The following is an 18,250-nucleotide window of genomic DNA, read 5'->3' as shown; positions in this document are numbered from 1 at the left end:
AGTAGAGCTACCTCTACCATCAGACTAAACCGCTAGCAGCTGATCGCTTGGCTGGCACTCCCCAATCGCTTGACGCACACTAGCCAAATAGTTATCGACTTGCTGCGGGCAGCGTCCAATAAACGCAGCCGGATCGAGCACTGCGTTCAATTCCTCTTCCGTCATATTGAACTCTGTATGCATAGCAAGTGCACCCAATAAATCAAACGGTTCGCCGGCCTTCATCAAGGCAGTTGCACGGTGAGATTCTTCGCGAATCAATTCGTGTAATTCTTGCCGATCGCCGCCACGCTTGACGGCTTCCATCAAAATATTTTCGGTAGCAATAAATGGCAAATAGTCACGCACCGACTTTGCGATGATCTGGTCGTTAACATGCAAATTAAACGTCACATTCATACACAGACGCAAGATCGCATCGGTAGCCAAGAAACCTTCCGGCATCGAAATACGGCGATTTGCCGAATCGTCGAGGGTACGTTCAAACCACTGAGTTGCCGCCGTCATCGTTGGATTAGCGACGTCGGACATGACGTAACGTGCCAAGGAACAAATGCGCTCGGTACGCATCGGGTTGCGCTTGTACGGCATCGCACTCGAACCGATTTGCTGGGCCTCGAACGGTTCTTCAACCTGGCGATCGTGTTGTAGCAAGCGAATATCTTGCGCCATACGATATGCACTCTGTGCAATCGACGACAAGCAATTCATGATCCGTGAATCGAATTTACGCGGATAGGTTTGGCCAGCAACATCGAAAAGTCGATCGAATCCGAAGTCTTGCGCAATCCGCGAGTTCATCTGATCGATACGTTCCTCATCGCCGTCGAACAGCTCCATGAAGCTTGCTTCCGTTCCAGTGGTTCCCCGGCAGCCAAGGAAACGAACAGACGAAATCACGAAGTCGAGTTCTTCAAGGTCTGCCATAAAATCTTGCATCCACAAGGTAGCGCGTTTGCCAACGGTCACTAGCTGAGCAGGTTGATAATGCGTGTATCCAAGCGTTGGCATAGCTCGATACTGTTGGGCAAACTGCGCCAAATTAGCAATGACAGTGCACAAGGAACGGCGCACGTGCAGTAACGCATCACGGTAAATGACTAGATCCCCGTTATCAGTCACATAGCAGCTGGTAGCACCCAGATGGATAATACCGGCAGCATCTGGCGCAACCTGGCCAAAAGCATAGACATGCGCCATCACGTCGTGGCGGACCTGCGCTTCGCGAGCGGCCACCACATCCCAATCGATATCCGCAACGTGATCGCGGAGTTGAGCAACTTGTTCGCTTGAAATCGGCAACCCCAGTTCGTGCTGTGCACGAGCTAACGACACCCACAGCTTTCGCCAGGTTTCGATACGAGTTCGTTGAGAGAACTGCTCGACCATGAAATCTGACGCATAGCGGGTTGTTAACGGATTGACATAGCGATTCTTGGCTGAATGATCCACGAAGACTGCTCTTTTCTGGGACAAGTAGTGCAACTAGAAATAATTATAGAGCTGGCCGTGGAAGCTCCACGACTGCCACAGCCAGCCGAAGGTTATCTATCGAACAATATAGGCTTCGCGCTGCGCGCCCACACTCACATACCGAATATGGCACCCAATGCGCTCTTCAATGAACTCTACGTAGGCACGTGCCTGTTCTGGGAGCTCATCCCATGTGCGGCATCCGCTAATATCACACTGCCATCCTGGCAACGTCTGTTCTACTGGACGTGCTTCCTCAAGATCGGCTGGGAATGGGAATTCGTCTGTTTGTGTTCCGTGCACATCATAACTGACGCATACCGGGATCTCTGCCATGTCAGAGAGAACATCCATCTTGGTCAGCGCGATCTCAGTGGCTCCTTGCATCTGGATTCCGTAACGGGTTGCAACTAGATCCAACGGACCAACACGACGTGGCCGTCCGGTGGTGGCGCCATACTCACCACCAGCATCCCGCAATTTATCAGCCTTTTCACCGAACCATTCACAAGTGAATGGACCGGCTCCAACACACGTGGAATACGCCTTGACCACAGCCGTCACTCGATCGAGCTGCAAACTCGGCAGTCCGGCACCAACTGGAGCATACGCTGCAACTGTATTTGACGACGTCGTAAACGGGTGGATTCCAAAGTCAATGTCACGCAGAGCGCCCAACTGAGCTTCGAACAAAATACGTTTACCGGCACTGCGCGCATCCGATAGCACCTTCGCCGTGTTAGCTAAGAATGGCACGAGGCGCATCGCCCACGTATCGATCCATTCCATGATGTCTTCCAGTTTCGCCTCTGGCGCCCCGTAAACCTTGGTAAGCGTGAGGTTCTTCCATTCAAGAAGGTCCGCAACATGTTGGCGGAGCCGTTCTGGATCACGCAATTCACCAGCGAGAATCGTCTTCTTTTGGAATTTATCGGAGTAGAACGGTGCAATACCTTGGCGAGTAGAACCGTACTGCTTATCAGCTAGTCGCATTTCCTCTAGCGTGTCTAGTTCCCGATGCCACGGTAAGAGTAGCGATGCGCGTTCCGAAACCACCAAGTTTTCTGGGCTCACCGATACACCTTGCTGGGCAATCGTATCGATTTCGGTAAACAGCTGTTCTGCGTTCAGAGCCACTCCGTTACCGAGGATGTTGAGCACGCCGTCGTTAAAGATACCTGACGGCAACAGGTGCAACGCGAACGTTCCGTAATCGTTGACGACGGTGTGTCCAGCGTTTCCGCCACCTTGGTAACGTACAACGACGTCGTAATCCGCAGCCAACAGGTCAACCATTCGGCCTTTGCCTTCGTCTCCCCAGTTGGCTCCGACGATAGCCGCACACGAACCAGAATTTTCTTTCTTGAACATAATAATTCTTTCTCTCAGACCACAGATTGTTACCACGACGTCGGTACTGGCGCGCCTTCGCGATAGCCCGACGATGACTGAATACCAACGATTGCACGCTGGGCAAACTCCGCAATATTTTGCGAACCAGCGTAGGTGAAGGAGGAACGAACACCAGAAATGATCTGGTCGATCAGGTCTTCAACTCCGGGACGTTCTGGATCGATGAACATGCGAGCAACCGAAATACCTTCTTCGAACAGCGCCTTACGTGCTCGATCGAAAGCTGATTCGCGGGCAGTGCGGTTACGCACCGCACGCTTAGATGCCATACCAAAAGACTCTTTATATGCTCGTCCGTTAGCGTCATAGTTGACGTCACCAGGCGATTCGTATGTTCCGGCAAACCAGGAACCCACCATAACGTTGGAAGCACCCGCCGCGAGCGCCAGAGCAACGTCACGCGGGTGACGAACTCCGCCGTCGGCCCACACATGTGCACCGAGTTTCTTCGCTTCTGCAGCACATTCGAGAACTGCAGAGAACTGCGGCCGTCCAACGCCGGTCTGCATACGGGTGGTGCACATCGCACCTGGCCCCACGCCCACTTTCACAATAGATGCCCCGGCCTCAACCAAGTCCCGAACGCCATCAGCAGCTACCACGTTGCCAGCAACAAGTGGGAATCCGGCAGGCAAAATGGCCCGGACTGCGCGCACGGTTTCGAGCATTTTGTCTTGGTGTCCGTGGGCAGTATCAACAACGAGGAGGTCTACCCCGCCTGCCACAAGCTGTTGCGCTTTGCCAACGGGATCGCCGTTCATTCCAATAGCAGCGCCGATGCGCAGGTGACCATTAGCGTCAACTGCTGGCTTATAAATGGTGGCACGCACTGCTCCGGCACGGGTGAGAACGCCGAGCAAAGCGCCGTCGTCGTCAACAACTGGCGCTAGTTGATGATGATGGGACTTGAGAATCTCGTATGCTTCGCGTGGATCGATACCAGCTGGCAGGGTGAAAAGTTCAGTGGACATGACATCACGAACTTGGGTGAACCGATCGACGCCGGTTAAGTCTTTTTCTACGACCAAGCCGACCGGTACGTTGGTTTCAGGATCAACGACGACGGCAGCCCCGTGCGCACGCTTCGGAATTAGTCCCAGCGCATATCCGCAGGTGTGGTGCGGCTTGACGACGACGGGGGTTTCATAAACCAGATGCCGAGACTTAACAGCAGCAATTGTGTCAACAACGATGCCAGTTGGGATATCTTGCGGAATGATGACTAGACCGCCCCGACGGGCAACTGTTTCTGCCATGCGTTTGCCGGCAATAGCCGTCATGTTTGCAACCACGAGCGGGATTGTGGTTCCCGACCCATCGCTGGTTGCTAGATTGACGTTGCTCCGGGATCCGACCGAGGAACGGGACGGAACCATGAAGACATCGTCGTAAGTGAGATCAAAAGTGGGCACAGTATTGTTTAAGAATTTCACTAAGAAACTCTATCGAGGTGAACAACCCAAATTCCACCACTTATCGCAATCTCTCACAATATGAAATGAGCCCGTTCCACATTATGAAACATAGTGACGGTAGATCGTTCAACCCACCAGCCTAGGAATGGGATCCATGCGCTAGTTTTTCGTGCCCGCTGTGTTCCTTCGGTTCAAACTGAAACGTACTATGAGCAATAGGAAGATCGAAATGTTCCTGAGCGCATTCTTCTAACCGATGCAAAAGCCTAGCCCGCTGTTCATCGCTAGTATCAGAGTCAATAGCAATATGCGCAGTCAACGAGACAACACCAGTTTGAATTGTGGAAATGTGCAAATCATGAACGTCGTACACGTTTTCCATTGCTAGAAAGTGGTTATGAATTGTATGTGCATCAAGTTCCTGCGGAGTTGCTTCCATCAAAATCCGTAGCGCTCGGCGAAGCAAAATAACCGCCCGCGGGGCCATCAAGATTGCCACGAACAGTGCAGCGACGCCGTCGGCGCGTTCCCAACCCCACAGGTAGTAAACGCACCCGGAGACAAGCACTGCAACTGAACCTAGTGTGTCATTAAAGACCTCCAAAAAAGCGGCTTTCATATTCAACGATTCATCTCGACCGCCAAACAGTACTGCCATCGATACAATATTTGCCACCAGGCCCACCGCAGCAGCCAGTAGCATTGGACCGACTTCGATGGCAACTGGGCTAACAAGACGCGAAATTGCATGGTACGCGACCCATAGACAAATAAGGAACAACATACCTGCCTGAACGGCGGCAGCAATGATTTCGATTCTTCCCCACCCCCACGTGTAAGTTGTATCGCGCGGGCGACGCAGTAGATGCGCAGCAACTAAGGCAACAACTAAACCCGAAGAATCCACAAACATGTGACCGGCATCAGCCAACAAACTAAGCGAACCTGAAACCAGCCCACCAATAATTTCAACGGCAAGAACAACGGTTGTCACTGCCAATGCAATACCCAGACGAGTACGTGAACTCGATTCTAAAACGCCATGTTCATGGCCGTGAGTATGATCGTGATTCATTATCTATATTCCTTATTGAGGGGCTGACACACTCAGGCTTTTAGTTTCACCGAAGCTTGCCACCCATGATTTGTTGAGCAACGGCAACAAGAGTTTCTTCGTTACGCGCTACCAGCTGAATCCCCACGGGGAAAGCTTTATCTACCTGCACTGGGATAGTCATCGCAGGATGCCCAGTAACGTTGAATAATGATGTAAAAGCAATGTACGGACGCGCAACCAACGCGGTACGAATCGCACCTTTGTTTCGAGTAACATCTGCACGTGGCGGCAACGCCGCCAATGTAGGTGTCAGGATGACTTCCGCACGATCGAGGAGTTGATCAACTTTCTGGGCCACGACCTCTCCCCTGGCTTCTGCCTTCTTACGCACATCGTCACTAACCCAAGCTCCCAAAGAGTTTACCTGCGCAGTACGTGACTCAAGCAGTTCCGGATGATCGACGGCCGCGTACTCAGTACGTATTCCAGCGAAAAACTGTGGTACAAATGCACGGGTAGCATCTGGTAGAAAACGAGGACCCGGAACTTTTTGATATCCGCACTTCGCTAGCTTTCTCTCAGTCTGAGCTAGTCCATCACGAATTGTCCGCGCTATTCCCATCGCAGGAGCATGACTCACAGTCATAAATTTAAGTGACGATGGCGGATTATCTAGTGCTTCTACCAGCGATCCCATCGGGTCGGCAGTATATAAATCTGTCGCTTCATTTCCTGAAATGACATCGTAAATTAACGCCGCATCACGCACTGATTTTGTTAAAACTCCCGTCACTCCGAGCGACCACCATAGGTGCGGTTCCGGCGCAGTCGAGACACGGCCACGGCGTGGTTTTAATCCAACTAGACCCGTCATAGCAGCAGGTATTCGGATCGAACCGCCACCATCGCCGCCAATACCCACTGGGATAAGACCACCGGCTATCGCCGCAGCTGTCCCGCCCGAAGAACCACCGGGACTTAGGCGCGTATCTAGCGGGTTGCGGGTAATACCACCATAGGTAGACTCTGTCACCGGCCATGCACCAAATTCTGGCATGCGAGTATGACCAATCATAATAGCACCGGCTGCTTCAAGAGCCCGCACGATATGCGAGGACTCTTTTGCTGGCTTGTCGTTTGCACGAGTACCAAAACCAGTAATGTATCCAGCAACGTGGACTTCATCTTTGACTCCGACTATCAGGCCATGTAACCGCCCACGTTGGCTAACCGGTAGCGCATCTAATTCTTTTGCACGGCGTAAAGCATCATCATCAAATGTTTCCACGAAGGCATTCAAATCACTTGATTGAATCCGCTTTAAGCTCTCAGTAACTACATGCTCAGCACTAGTCCGGTTAACATATTCTAGAAAATCTACCGCGTCCATTACCCCATTATACGCTGTGACAGAACAATAGGTTAATGCCGTCCAACCACACCATTTAGCGAAGCATAAACAGTTGTTCGTTGGCGTTTTCTATCTTTATTAACCAGATAGCAGCCTACGCGAGACTTCCTAAACCGTTGGCAGGCGGCCGTATCCCCGCTTGCAAAGCCGAAATAATAAATTCGATTTTTGGCTCAACCAAGTCCCGGTATGTGTCGGCGCTATAAAGCAGTGCAGACAGATCGGTACCCAATTGTTGATTGGATAACTCAAGGTTACGTCGAACAAGCGCTTGCCGTTCGGTGTCTTGAGGATCAACCCGATAGGCACTTACTCCCAAATGAATTGTAATAGCAGTATCACCAATGAAATCTAGTGCGAATAGAACTATGTCTTTAGACAGTCCAGCAGCGGTAAAATCCTCAACTATTGACGGCACTGATTTCATAAAATTGACTTGCGGAAATGGATATGTGTAAAGCGTAAGAGCAAATCCTGGGAACGCTTCGCACAGTTCCCAACAGTACCGAGACCACTCACGAAGCATATCTGGCCACGGTACTTGCGGCGAAACCCACGGCCGACGTCGAGCTATTTCTTCCAAACAGGCCGCGACCAGATCGTCACGAGAATTATAGAGGCGATAGAGACTAGGAGCGCCTACCCCAACTTCGTGTGCCGCCTGGGACATAGTGAACTTGTCTAAACCAATTCGTAGCACTGCATCGATCACTTGTTCTGCAGTGAACTTCGGTTTTGGACCAGTTTTATGTCCCAGGCGCATACGCATTATGTCAACGACCATCCTTTAGCTGCTTGACGAAGCTCCCAAAACTCCCGATACGTTCCGTCTTTTTCAAGAAGTTCTTGGTGCGTACCTTGTTGAGCAACTTGTCCGCGAGAATCTAAGACTACAATCTGATCTGCTGTTTGGATTGTAGATAACTTATGTGCAATAACGATAAGTGTAGCCCGCTCACGCAAATAATTCAGCGACTGAACGACATGATTCTCATTTGCCGGATCTAAAGCACTGGTCGCCTCGTCAAACAAAACAATCGGCGCGTCTTTGACGATAGCCCGAGCAATCGATACCCGTTGGCGCTCACCACCAGACAATGCGCGTCCACCTTCACCAACTTTTGTGTTCCAGCCATCAGGCAGACGTTTAACGATCTCTGTTACCCCGGCCAGATCCGCGGCATGGCGAATCTGTTCCTCAGTAGCGTCCGGATTGCCAACTCTAATATTTGCTTCAAGAGTGTCATCGTAGAGGTAAACATCTTGGAATACCCACGCGATTTGCTCCATAAGATCCGCTACACGTTGCTCTTTCACTGGAACGCCGCCAACTAGAACTGAGCCTTGTTCAACTTCATAGAATCGCGCAATGAGACGCGCTACTGTTGTTTTTCCACAACCAGAAGGGCCTACGATAGCAGTGAACGATTGAGGTGCAAACCGGATGCTGACACCATTGAGTACGGATGTCTCCGAAGTATAGCCAAAATGCACGTCTTGCAGCTCTACTGCTCCTGGACACTCAACTGGCTTTGGCGAAATTGGGTCAGTTAATACCGGCTCGTCAAGCAGCTCGTCAATCTGTGATAACAGCGGCCTAGATCCTTCTAACGCCATGCCTAACGAACCAATCTCGGACAACATGGTAGTGAAGCGAAGCATGATTCCAATAAACACAATAGTTGCAATCGGATCGCTAAAGCCAAAAGTAGCACTGACGGCAATGATCATCGCAAACACTGCAACGAACTGGGTTGCAGTACCAACAATGACATTTCCTAATACACCCCACCATAGGCCGCGGATACCGGCTTTTTCGGTTGCCTTTGTTGCTGAAATGAGCGGTTCGAACGAACTCGCCTGTCCACAAGCTCGCAAAATTGGTTGGTTTTGAGCAAATTCCACCAGCCGTGCCGATAGTTCTTGCGACGGCGGGGTGGTTAACTTGTCATCATGTTCTTTACACCGTTGGGACGCCCAAACTGCCAGTAACATGACCGGGACGCATATTGTTAAAAGCATGCCCATCGACGGCGACCAGATCCAGCATCCAGCTAGAAGCACAAGCATAGTAAACGTGTTCATGATCATCGGCGCTAAAAAGTGGGCGAATGATTCGCCAAGCATCAGCATCTGTTTCGATACTAACCTCGAGAACTTCCCTGCAGTTTCTGAGGTGAAATAGCCAAGTGGCAGCCGAGCCACTTGATCACCTATTTGCTTATGCAAACTCACCATGGAATCCAAAGCTACCGAATAGTTTGCCATCGCAAGTACATACTCTAAGATTGCCGAGGTTATTCCCAAACAGAGCAAAACACAGAGCCAACCGACGATAGACAAGCCCCACACATTCTCATTCTTTACCAGTGCAGTCGCTGCAGGTAAGAAAGCAGACAGAGCCAGACCACGAATGACGCCAGAAATAGCAGCAAGGATGAATACGGATCGGAGCTGTTTTTGTCCTTGCGAGCTTAACAACCGAAAAATCTGTTGGGTAATCCCTCGTGATACCGTTTTCATGCGTTCGTTCCTTCCCACAGAGCTGCATAGAGAGGATGTTCATTCACTTCATCTGGAGTGCCCACTGCGCTCAACCGTCCTTGTTCTAAAATTGCCACTTGATCTACTCCCTGTACTGATGCCGGACGATGGGCAATTGCAAGAACTGTTCTTCCACCTTTCCGAGCTTTTATAAGGCGAGTTAATGCTGTTTGAATAAGTGCTTCAGATTCCGGATCAGTAAATGCAGTTGCTTCATCCAAAATAAGAATTGGTGCATCAATCAACAGAGCGCGGGCGATAGACAAGCGTTGACATTGTCCACCGGAAAGATAGGTGTCAACTCCGTAAACAGTGTCCAAGCCACGGGGCAAAGCGGAAATCTCATCAGCAATCTGGGCATCCCGTAAGGCCTGCCAAATCGCTTCATCGTCCGCCTGCGGGCATCCCAACCGCACATTATCGCGAATCGACAGCCGAAGTATTTGCGGATCTTGTAAAACAAAACTGACGTATCGGTACAGTTGAGCATCGGGCCATTGCCTAATATCTATTCCACCGATAGTAATTGCTCCGCTGTCCGGGTCAGAGAACCGAGCTAACAGAGTTGCCAACGTCGATTTTCCGCCACCTGACGGACCAATAAGTGCGGTTATGCTTCCCGGTTTGAGCGTCAATGAGACATCATCAACGGCTAGATTATCACCATAGCTAAAAGATACATGGTCGAAAACGACTTCTTCTGGCACGGTTCTGTCATGATCGCCCACATGAAGATCAGATGATTGGGAGATCTGCGGGATATTTAATATATTTTGAATACGCAGCGCAGCCGCGCCCGCCATCTGAATCGACCACGTCATATTAGCTAAAACTTCGATGGACTGCGGAATCATCAATGCGATAATCGCTGTGGGGATGACGTCAGTAGCCCGAGCATAGCCATAATAAACAGCCAACGCTCCTAATCCGAGATTTGTTAGAAGCAAAACAGATGTTGAAATCGCCGAATATGCTAATGCTGACATCCGTAGTAGCGGCCCGCACCAAGCCAAATAAAAACGATGGAACTCTTCGGTAGCACAACGGTAACGCTCATGAGCTTTGCCGGTACGTCCAAAAGCTTTTACCACCGCAATGCCGGTAATAAACTCAACCATCGTTGCCGAAACATAGCCTAACCGAGTATCCATCTCAGCAGTTTTTTCGCCCATATCTCGCATCATGTATGCCATCGCACCAAAGTAGAACGGGATCGTGGCAATGGCGATGAAGCCCAATAACCAGTTGAGATAGAACGCATATACTAGCAGCGCAATGGGACTGACAATAGCCACTGTATTATCAACTGGAGCGTGTGCAACCACGGTGTGCACATCAGCAGTATCATCTTGGACAGCTTTACGCACTAAACCAGAGTTAGTTTTGGTAAACCACGATAATGGTGCTCGCGCGATGCGTTCGGCAACCTGATCTTGTAGGATTCGGCGCAGATGCATATCGGCAAAGTGCGTGACGGCTAACGCCAAGACATATAGGAAGAGTCTTGTTAAAAAGAGCCAGATGAGGAGCATCAGAGCATTTCTTACTTTATCTGGATCAGGGCTAGTGCCGCGTTGCCATGCTTCTAAAAGTGTGCCAGACAGCTGTACTAAAACAATGTATGGGCCAACCGAAAGTAGCGCTGAGGTCACGGCAAGTATCCGAGCCAGCAGGATGCGTCCAGAAATCGGTTTGAGGAGATCTTTAAATGCTACCCGTCCTGCTTTATCTTTTTCTTTATTGGTAATTTCGGGATTATCGTTCATAACATTCTTCCGTGTGGTTGAGTTTTGACGTAGTAGGGTGTGTGAGAGGGGCCAGATGAAGAATCCGATCGGCGCACGAGGTCAGTAGCTCTTTATCGTGCGTAATAACTACGATGATGTGCCCGCAATCAGCGAGCTGACGAAAGAGCGAACTGATGGCTTGCAACTGACGATAATCAACACCCGATGTTGGCTCATCGAAAATAACGAGCCGGCGTTGAGTAGCTAAAGCCGCCGCAATAACAAGACGCTGTTTTTGGCCACCAGACAGGCTTAAGGGGTGACGATGCTGAGAAGATAGTAGGCCGAGTTGTTCCAGTAATCTTTCCGCTTCGACGTCGGCATCCGCCCCTAAAGTAACTTCTTTGATGACGCTGTCAGCAAAGAGCTGCCGATGGACATCTTGCATAACAATGGAGCTAAGTGACGACAACGCTCGAGGCGAACGAGCTTTACCGTCGAGGTGAATAGTGCCAGATTCCTGCTTAAGCAGTCCACATAGTAACCGCGCTAACGTCGTCTTTCCGGCACCGTTAGGGCCAGTCAATGCGGTTATTTTGCCAGCAGGGAGATCAGCACTAAAATCATGCAAAACCTCATGGCCGGGATAGGAAAAGTTGAGATTGCGCAACGATAAGCCAGAAGTGATTGGTGGCTGATGGACTCGCTCACTAGTAGCTTCATCATAGGGAATCCCAGTACTTGTAGGCAGATCCAAAACACGCAATCCACGACGACGACGTTCGGCGTCGTCGAAAGCGAAAAACGTTACTCCATCAATAATTTCCGGATCGGAACCAGGGTAAAAATAGACCACTTGGTCCACGAGATCGCGCAGAAAATATAATCGGTGTTCAGCGATAATAATAGTTTTACCAGCCGCTTTTTGACGGCGGAGTACACTCGAAAAATTATCAATCGCCTCCGGGCTTAGGTTCGACGTCGGTTCGTCAAAAAGCAAAACCGGAACCATAGATGCTAGTCCACTTGCCTGCGCCACAGATTGAAGCTGCCCACCAGACAACGTATGCAAGCTTCGTTCCAACAAATGATATGTGCCGGTTTCTTGTGCAGCATCTATGCATCTATCCCACAGTTGTTCCGACGGCACACGGTAGTTTTCACCAGCATATGCAATTTCAGCCAAAACATGCCCCGTGAAAAACTGTGTCCGGGGATTTTGGAACACAGTGGCGCTTGTTTTTCCGATATCTGTCAGATCGACGTCGTCCACTTTATGTCCACTAACCGTCACGCTTCCCCCCATATGCCCTGGCTGGAGCTGTGGGATTAGACCGTTGACCATTTTCAACGCAGTGGATTTTCCGCTTCCCGACGGTCCGCAAAATAGCGTGCAACTTCCCGCCGGCATATGGAGATTCAAATGTTGGAAGACGAACGACGGTTGCTGCCCTTGCGGAGCTGGGTAGGCAAAACAAACGTCATCAAAATTAACTACCCCATTGTCGTGCTTAGTCATCGTATCAATCCTGGAATATGCGCAAAACCTAGTAGCTCTTCACCAGTTGGATTCCAGAACCGGATCAAAACATAGCTCATAGTTACGAATAAAATAAGTGCATCTGCTGGCCGGAATCGAGTTGCGTATAACGGCAGTGGCCGCTCGTTAGACCCTAAGCCTCGGATCACTGCCGAGGCAGTAAGATCGTCTGCAATACGAACAACTCCAGCTAACAACGGAACAATTAAATACTGCACCGTTTGTGTTGGGTGACGGATTACGTCTGCGCCGACAAGGTTTATTCCACGCAGTTTCATTGCTTCTTGGATAGCTTTGAACTCGGCAAGAATTGTTGGAATGAAACGTAGCATCACGAGGATCGCCGAAACAAAGCTTGCCGGCAAATATAGTGCGCGCAGTGCCGCCCCCAGTTCAGACGTGCTGATGGAATAGATAGCATAAATACCTATAGTTGCAGTCAAGATAAAACGAGACATCCAAAAGCTAATACCAATCAAGAAGGCAACAAATCCGTTAGTACCTACAGACGCACCATAGTAGGTGAACAGAAGAAATCCACTCTCTAAAGCCACGAACCTGGTAACGCCTTTAAGCGTCCCAACCGAAGCAAAAAGAATTCCGACTATGGCAGTTGCGATGAGTAAAACAGGAGCGCTAGCTCCACCAATGACGGTGATGTTTATGGCTAAAACGACTAGCAGAGTTGTGCGCGGATCATTTTTAAAATAGCGAATCGGTTTCCACGAGGTACACATCTGATCCGGTACGTTCACAGCGTTCAACGTCATCTCACTTTTTAGGCGATGCCGGCTTTAGCGAAATTCTTCCGCAGAATCTTTGTTCCTACCCAGCCGCCAATAAGGGCGACGAAGAAGTTCACGATGGTGAAGATGATAATGATATTTGGAGTGAAAATTGCCTGCATATGATCGGCATATTCTTGCCCCATTTGCACAGCGATGTCAGCAAAATAGGCATCTGCAGCGTAGAAAATTGGCAACCAGGCACCAATATACCACTGCTGGAGAATCGCATAAGCAAAGATGTTTTTCTTTTCATCAGTGTAATTGCCTGACTTGGCAACAAGATCCGCAAGGAAAGATGCAACAACGGTGAATACTAAGGTTGTCCACGCATGGCCAGTGAGCATCATTAATAAACCGACGATGATACCCAAGATAGTTAGAGCGCCGAATGACCGGATTTTATTCAACATCAAAACGATCACTGCACCTTCGATTAAAAGAGCTAGTGGTGTGCTCACGAACATGAATTGTGGGCCAAAGAACCCCAGCATGCCGATGGCGAAGAACACAACGAAATAGATAGCTGTGAACACGCCGGTGTAAACAATTTTTTGAGCATTTGTACCTGATGTGGAACGAGTGCGTAGTTCTGGCATTTCTTGGTTAGACATAACAAACCTTTCATACTGAATGACGTTCGGAATTAGGTTAGCACACCCTAATAGTGAATACTATTCTTTATTATTCAATCGGTTACCCTGCTACGCCAATACCACTTATGTTCCTTCTTCCCAATCAGGAACAGCTATGACCTATCCGATAATCCCTTAGTGGAATTTCGAAGCCGAGGAGCGGAAAATTACAACAGTGAATTCTCAACGCGAACTTATTATTCCTCCCATGGGGCCAGCATGGTTTTCATCAGTAATGGGAACCGCAATCCTCGCAAATCTCATCGGCCGAAAAGCCGACGATCATCCTTGGTTCCTCCCTCTCGCTACCGGCTTGCTATTAATCGGCACTATTTTGCTGGTCATGTTCACTGCGACGTACATTACTCGATGGGTATGGAAAACATTCCACGGAAATACCCACATCCGTCTGCTACCAGTGGTAGACCCTGCTTGGGGAAGCGTCTCGATGGGCTACCTAGCGATCGGCGCGGCCCTGTTAGCAATTGGCCCTCGTTGGGGATTGAGCACATTCGCAATTATCGGTGATACCTTTTTGTGGTGGATCGGCACATTCATTGGGCTCGTCACAAACTTTTCATTCCTAGCTCACGCACTTTTCCGCCACTTAGGCCAACCAACTCCGATTTGGGGATTAGCCGTAGTCGGTCCGATGGTTTCTGCAACTACTGGAGCAATACTCTTACGAGAGTACGAATCAGTTGGACTGCAGTTCTTCATGCTAACGCTCTCATTTTTGTGTTTTATCATCGCTCTAGTCCATGGGTTGATCATCTTTGCCCTCGCATACGGGTCAGTTAAGCGCTTCCAATCACTACCACTTAAAGATGCAATAAGCGCGTGGATTCCGTTGGGTATTGTTGGACAGTCAACTGCCGCCGCAGTAGCCATTTCAGGTTCATCCGGTCTATTCCTCAGAATCAGTATTCACCCATATGCCACAACAACCGCAATTATCTATGCGATTATCATGATGATCCTCGGCGTACCAATGCTCGCATTTGCTATCCATCAAACCTGGCGAGCAGTACGGAACACTATTCCGTTCTCACCCGGCTGGTGGGCACTGACCTTCCCAGTCGGCACTATGTCACTGGGCGAGACAACGCTCTCCGAGCTCCCTATCTTGCAAGGTTCTGTCCTAGCATCAATCGCAGGCGCCATCGGCACAAGCGCACTGATATTCTTGTGCTTTACTTGGACACTGTGTGCTTCATCAAGCGTCATAGCTACAGTTGCACATCAACGTCGTCGCCACTGAAACTATCCGAATCGACCCGAAACATAATCTTCGGTCTGTTCGTTTGCTGGGTTGGCAAAGATACGTTCGGTATCGTCATATTCAATCAAGTGCCCGGGCTTGCCCGTACCCTCAATATTGAAGAAACCCGTCTTTTGCGAAACCCGTGCTGCTTGTTGCATATTGTGAGTCACGATAACGATTGTGTAGTCTTTTTGGAGCTCTTGCATGAGGTCTTCGATAGCCAGCGTAGAAATCGGGTCAAGCGCAGAACACGGTTCATCCATTAACAACACTTTTGGCTCTACGGCGATAGCGCGTGCGATACACAACCGTTGTTGTTGCCCGCCAGATAACGACGATCCGGGCCGATCCAGTCGATCCTTCACTTCGTTCCACAGGTTTGCGCCACGCAGCGAGCGCTCTACTATTTCCGCGGCGTCATTTTTAGATAGTCGCCGATTGTTCAGTCGCAGCCCTGCCAACACGTTATCCTGGATAGACATTGTGGGGAACGGATTGGGACGCTGAAAAACCATACCTACGTGCTCACGCACGCGTACCGGATCTACCCCGGGCGCATAAATATCTGCCCCGTCGATTATGACAGATCCGTTCGTGTGTGCTCCGGGAATCACTTCATGCATCCGATTCAGGGACCGCAAAAACGTTGATTTTCCGCATCCAGACGGGCCAATCAAGGCGGTTATCGAACGCGCCTCTATCTCCACGTTGACGTTTTCGACAGCAAGGAAATCACCGTAAAAAATATTGAGGTCAGTTACTTTGATTCCATCATTCATGATGTGTCCCTTCATCTGTTTCCTGCGGGCGCAAAACGCCGCGCTATCCAGCGAGCAAAAAGATTTAATATGAGCACGATTCCGATCAAGATCAATGCTCCTGCCCACGCCGTCACGTGATGCCCTTTGGTGTATTCGTTGTAAACGTAGACCGGCAACGTCAGCATCTGACCAGTGAACAGATTGAGGTTGTAGGAATCAGTGGTTCCAGCAGTAATCAACAGCGGAGCCGATTCTCCAATGATCCGGGCAGTGGCAATGACGATTCCGGATACGATACCGGATACTCCTGTTCGCAAGACCACGCGAAGAATAGTTGCTGCTTTCGAAACACCCAGCGCATACGACGCTTCGCGTAGCTCGTTGGGAACTAGTTGCAGCATTTCTTGGGTATTGCGGACTACTAACGGCGTCATCAGCACAACAAGCGCGATTGCCCCCATGAAACCTGATTTAAATTCGGCATGCCCAAACACCTGTAGGTTGACTAACGGAATCAGTGCAGCAGCAAAAAGACCGGCGACGATTGACGGAATCCCGGTCATGACATCCACCAAGAACGTAATGATCTTGGCAAATACACCCCGGCCGTATTCCACCAGATAGATAGCGGTGAGCACACCAAAGGGTACCGAAATCGCTGCGGCAGTGGCCGTGATGAATAACGTACCAACTATTGCGTTCCCTGCCCCAACCACCGCATCAGCTTGAGAAGATCCAAACGTCGTCTGGGTGAAAAACCCGGCTTGAACCATCCGGCTCCAGCCGTGAATGATTACGGTGTAAAGTAGCGAAATCAGCGGAATGACAGCCATGACGAACGCACCCACGATCACATTGCTTGCCAACCGGTTCTTCCCATACCGGACGCCTTCGACGGCAAACCCGCATATCCCTGAAATAATCAAGAAGATGAGAGCGGATAGCAACCCACCTGCAACGATGTTCGGTTCTTTTTGACCAACGACGAATATCAATAGCCCAGCGGCTACTGCTACCCCACCAGCTAGATAGTTAAACCAGTGCGGGAGGTATCGTTGGGGGCGCGAGATGAAGGACGACGACGTCGGCGTAGATAAAATTTGGCTCATGCGTTAGCTCCAGAGAAGTCGGCATAACGGTTGACGATGGCTCGGGCAACGAAGTTCACCACGAATGTGATGACGAAGAGGATAAAACCCAACGCTACTAAGAAGTCCGAGGACAGTCCCGAAGATTCCGGGAACCGCAACGCAATCTGCGAAGCGATCGTCGAGTGTTGGCCGGGCTGGAAAATTTTGAAATTGATCATCAACCCAGGAGACAACACCATCAATAGCGCCATGGTTTCGCCCAATGCTCTGCCGAAACCAAGCATCGTGGCAGAAACGATACCGGAACGCCCGTGTGGCAACACCACCATTTTGATCATCTCGTAGCGGGTGGCACCTAAGGCCAAGGATGCCTCTTCGAGTAACCGCGGGGATTGTAGGAAAACCTCTCGGCACAGCGAGGTAATAATTGGCAAAATCATCACTGCCAAAATAACCCCGCCCATCATGATGTTTCGTGCGGGCGGAACAAAAACGAGCGCATCAGGCTGTAGGGGCCACCAGTCAAAATTCTGTGCAAGGGCAGAAAACCCCGGCAGTCCACCTTGCCACACAGTTTCGCCATCGATTGTTTCTTTCCTACCGGAGATGAACTCCAAAACCGGCGTCAACGCCGTCGCTATTGAGGTAAAAACCGGGCGAAGCAATGGCTCTAGCGTCCACATCCCCCACAAGCCGAATACGACAGATGGGATCGCAGCCAGCAAGTCGATAACTGATCCGAACAGCACCGCCAGTTTTCGGGGCGCGTAGTGCGAGATGAAAAGCGCAATGCACACCGCGAATGGAACGGCAATGATTAGCGCAATAATCGAAGCTAGCAACGTGCCAAACAGAGCACCCGCGGCAAACTGCCAGAAATTTTTCCCGCGGGTAAATTCGACGTTGTCGATAATTGTTTCGGCCGAAGCAAACAGCGCGTTTTTCGATGACAGCAGCAAAAAGATCGCTACTGCAGCAAGCAGCACAAGAATCATTGCGCCGGCACCGCTAGACATCCACCGAAAGACTGTATCTACCCGAGAACCGCGAGCGACCGGAGACCACACAGCATGTGGACGGCGATCATACTGGTCCGGAATCGTCGAACGAGTTATCAGTTTGTTTTCCACTCAG

Annotated in this window: 15 protein-coding genes; 1 reads left to right on the top strand and 14 read right to left on the bottom strand. The window is 50.2% G+C overall.

Going from position 1 to position 18,250, the window contains the following annotated elements:
• Nucleotides 1–24: 24 nt before the first annotated feature.
• The 11 genes from purB to KSO86_RS01265 form a co-directional block, all read right to left on the bottom strand.
• Nucleotides 25–1,452 carry an adenylosuccinate lyase gene (gene purB / locus KSO86_RS01315; RefSeq protein WP_366493248.1) on the bottom strand — a complete coding sequence of 476 codons (1,428 nt, stop codon included), beginning with the start codon at nt 1,450–1,452 and terminating at the stop codon, nt 25–27.
• A 96-nt stretch (nt 1,453–1,548) separates the two neighbouring features.
• Nucleotides 1,549–2,844 (bottom strand): adenylosuccinate synthase, encoded by a 1,296-nt coding sequence (locus KSO86_RS01310; protein WP_216378258.1) that lies wholly within the window; start codon nt 2,842–2,844, stop codon nt 1,549–1,551.
• A 29-nt stretch (nt 2,845–2,873) separates the two neighbouring features.
• The gene (locus KSO86_RS01305; protein WP_216378259.1) at nt 2,874–4,319 is read right to left on the bottom strand and encodes a GuaB1 family IMP dehydrogenase-related protein; all 1,446 of its coding nucleotides are present in this window, start codon (nt 4,317–4,319) and stop codon (nt 2,874–2,876) included.
• 121 nt (nt 4,320–4,440) lie between these two features.
• Nucleotides 4,441–5,376 carry a cation diffusion facilitator family transporter gene (locus KSO86_RS01300; RefSeq protein ID WP_216378260.1) on the bottom strand — a complete coding sequence of 312 codons (936 nt, stop codon included), beginning with the start codon at nt 5,374–5,376 and terminating at the stop codon, nt 4,441–4,443.
• A 46-nt stretch (nt 5,377–5,422) separates the two neighbouring features.
• Nucleotides 5,423–6,748, bottom strand: coding sequence for an amidase family protein (locus tag KSO86_RS01295; protein WP_216378261.1), 1,326 nt, complete (start codon nt 6,746–6,748; stop codon nt 5,423–5,425).
• A gap of 115 nt (nt 6,749–6,863) precedes the next feature.
• Nucleotides 6,864–7,538: a TetR/AcrR family transcriptional regulator gene (locus KSO86_RS01290; protein WP_216378262.1), complete on the bottom strand. Its 675-nt coding sequence runs from the start codon at nt 7,536–7,538 to the stop codon at nt 6,864–6,866.
• Nucleotides 7,538–9,292, bottom strand: a complete 1,755-nt coding sequence (locus tag KSO86_RS01285; RefSeq protein ID WP_216378263.1) for an ABC transporter ATP-binding protein — start codon at nt 9,290–9,292, stop codon at nt 7,538–7,540. Before KSO86_RS01285 ends, KSO86_RS01290 begins: the two co-directional genes overlap by 1 nt.
• Entirely contained in the window at nt 9,289–11,079 is a 1,791-nt protein-coding gene (locus KSO86_RS01280; RefSeq protein ID WP_216378264.1) for an ABC transporter ATP-binding protein, read from the bottom strand. The genes KSO86_RS01285 and KSO86_RS01280 overlap by 4 nt, the downstream gene beginning before the upstream one ends.
• Nucleotides 11,069–12,559 (bottom strand): ABC transporter ATP-binding protein, encoded by a 1,491-nt coding sequence (locus KSO86_RS01275; RefSeq protein ID WP_216378265.1) that lies wholly within the window; start codon nt 12,557–12,559, stop codon nt 11,069–11,071. The genes KSO86_RS01280 and KSO86_RS01275 overlap by 11 nt, the downstream gene beginning before the upstream one ends.
• The gene (locus KSO86_RS01270) at nt 12,556–13,350 is read right to left on the bottom strand and encodes an energy-coupling factor transporter transmembrane component T family protein (RefSeq protein WP_216378266.1); all 795 of its coding nucleotides are present in this window, start codon (nt 13,348–13,350) and stop codon (nt 12,556–12,558) included. The genes KSO86_RS01275 and KSO86_RS01270 overlap by 4 nt, the downstream gene beginning before the upstream one ends.
• Nucleotides 13,351–13,358: 8 nt before the next feature.
• Nucleotides 13,359–13,979, bottom strand: a complete 621-nt coding sequence (locus KSO86_RS01265) for an MptD family putative ECF transporter S component (RefSeq protein ID WP_216378267.1) — start codon at nt 13,977–13,979, stop codon at nt 13,359–13,361.
• Nucleotides 13,980–14,175: 196 nt separating this feature from the next.
• Between KSO86_RS01265 and KSO86_RS01260 the strand changes: the two genes are divergently transcribed.
• Nucleotides 14,176–15,261, top strand: a complete 1,086-nt coding sequence (locus KSO86_RS01260) for a TDT family transporter (protein ID WP_216378268.1) — start codon at nt 14,176–14,178, stop codon at nt 15,259–15,261.
• 2 nt (nt 15,262–15,263) lie between these two features.
• Here the strand turns inward: KSO86_RS01260 and pstB are convergent, their stop codons facing one another.
• Genes pstB through KSO86_RS01245 form a run of 3 tightly spaced genes read right to left on the bottom strand, consistent with a single transcriptional unit; the run spans nt 15,264 to nt 18,246 of the window.
• Nucleotides 15,264–16,043 (bottom strand): phosphate ABC transporter ATP-binding protein PstB, encoded by a 780-nt coding sequence (pstB, locus tag KSO86_RS01255; RefSeq protein ID WP_216378269.1) that lies wholly within the window; start codon nt 16,041–16,043, stop codon nt 15,264–15,266.
• 11 nt (nt 16,044–16,054) lie between these two features.
• A complete protein-coding gene (gene pstA / locus KSO86_RS01250) occupies nt 16,055–17,134 on the bottom strand; it encodes a phosphate ABC transporter permease PstA (protein ID WP_216378270.1) in 1,080 nt (359 codons plus the stop codon).
• On the bottom strand, nt 17,131–18,246 hold the full coding sequence (locus KSO86_RS01245; protein WP_231943902.1) for a PstC family ABC transporter permease: 1,116 nt from the start codon (nt 18,244–18,246) through the stop codon (nt 17,131–17,133). Before KSO86_RS01245 ends, pstA begins: the two co-directional genes overlap by 4 nt.
• Nucleotides 18,247–18,250 lie beyond the last annotated feature (4 nt).

Origin of the sequence: Arcanobacterium phocae (genome assembly GCF_018913465.1) — a bacterium.
Classification (GTDB): Bacteria; Actinomycetota; Actinomycetes; order Actinomycetales; family Actinomycetaceae; genus Arcanobacterium; species Arcanobacterium phocae_A.
Note: the sequence above shows the minus strand (reverse complement) of the source record. Positions and strands in the feature narration are given on the sequence as shown.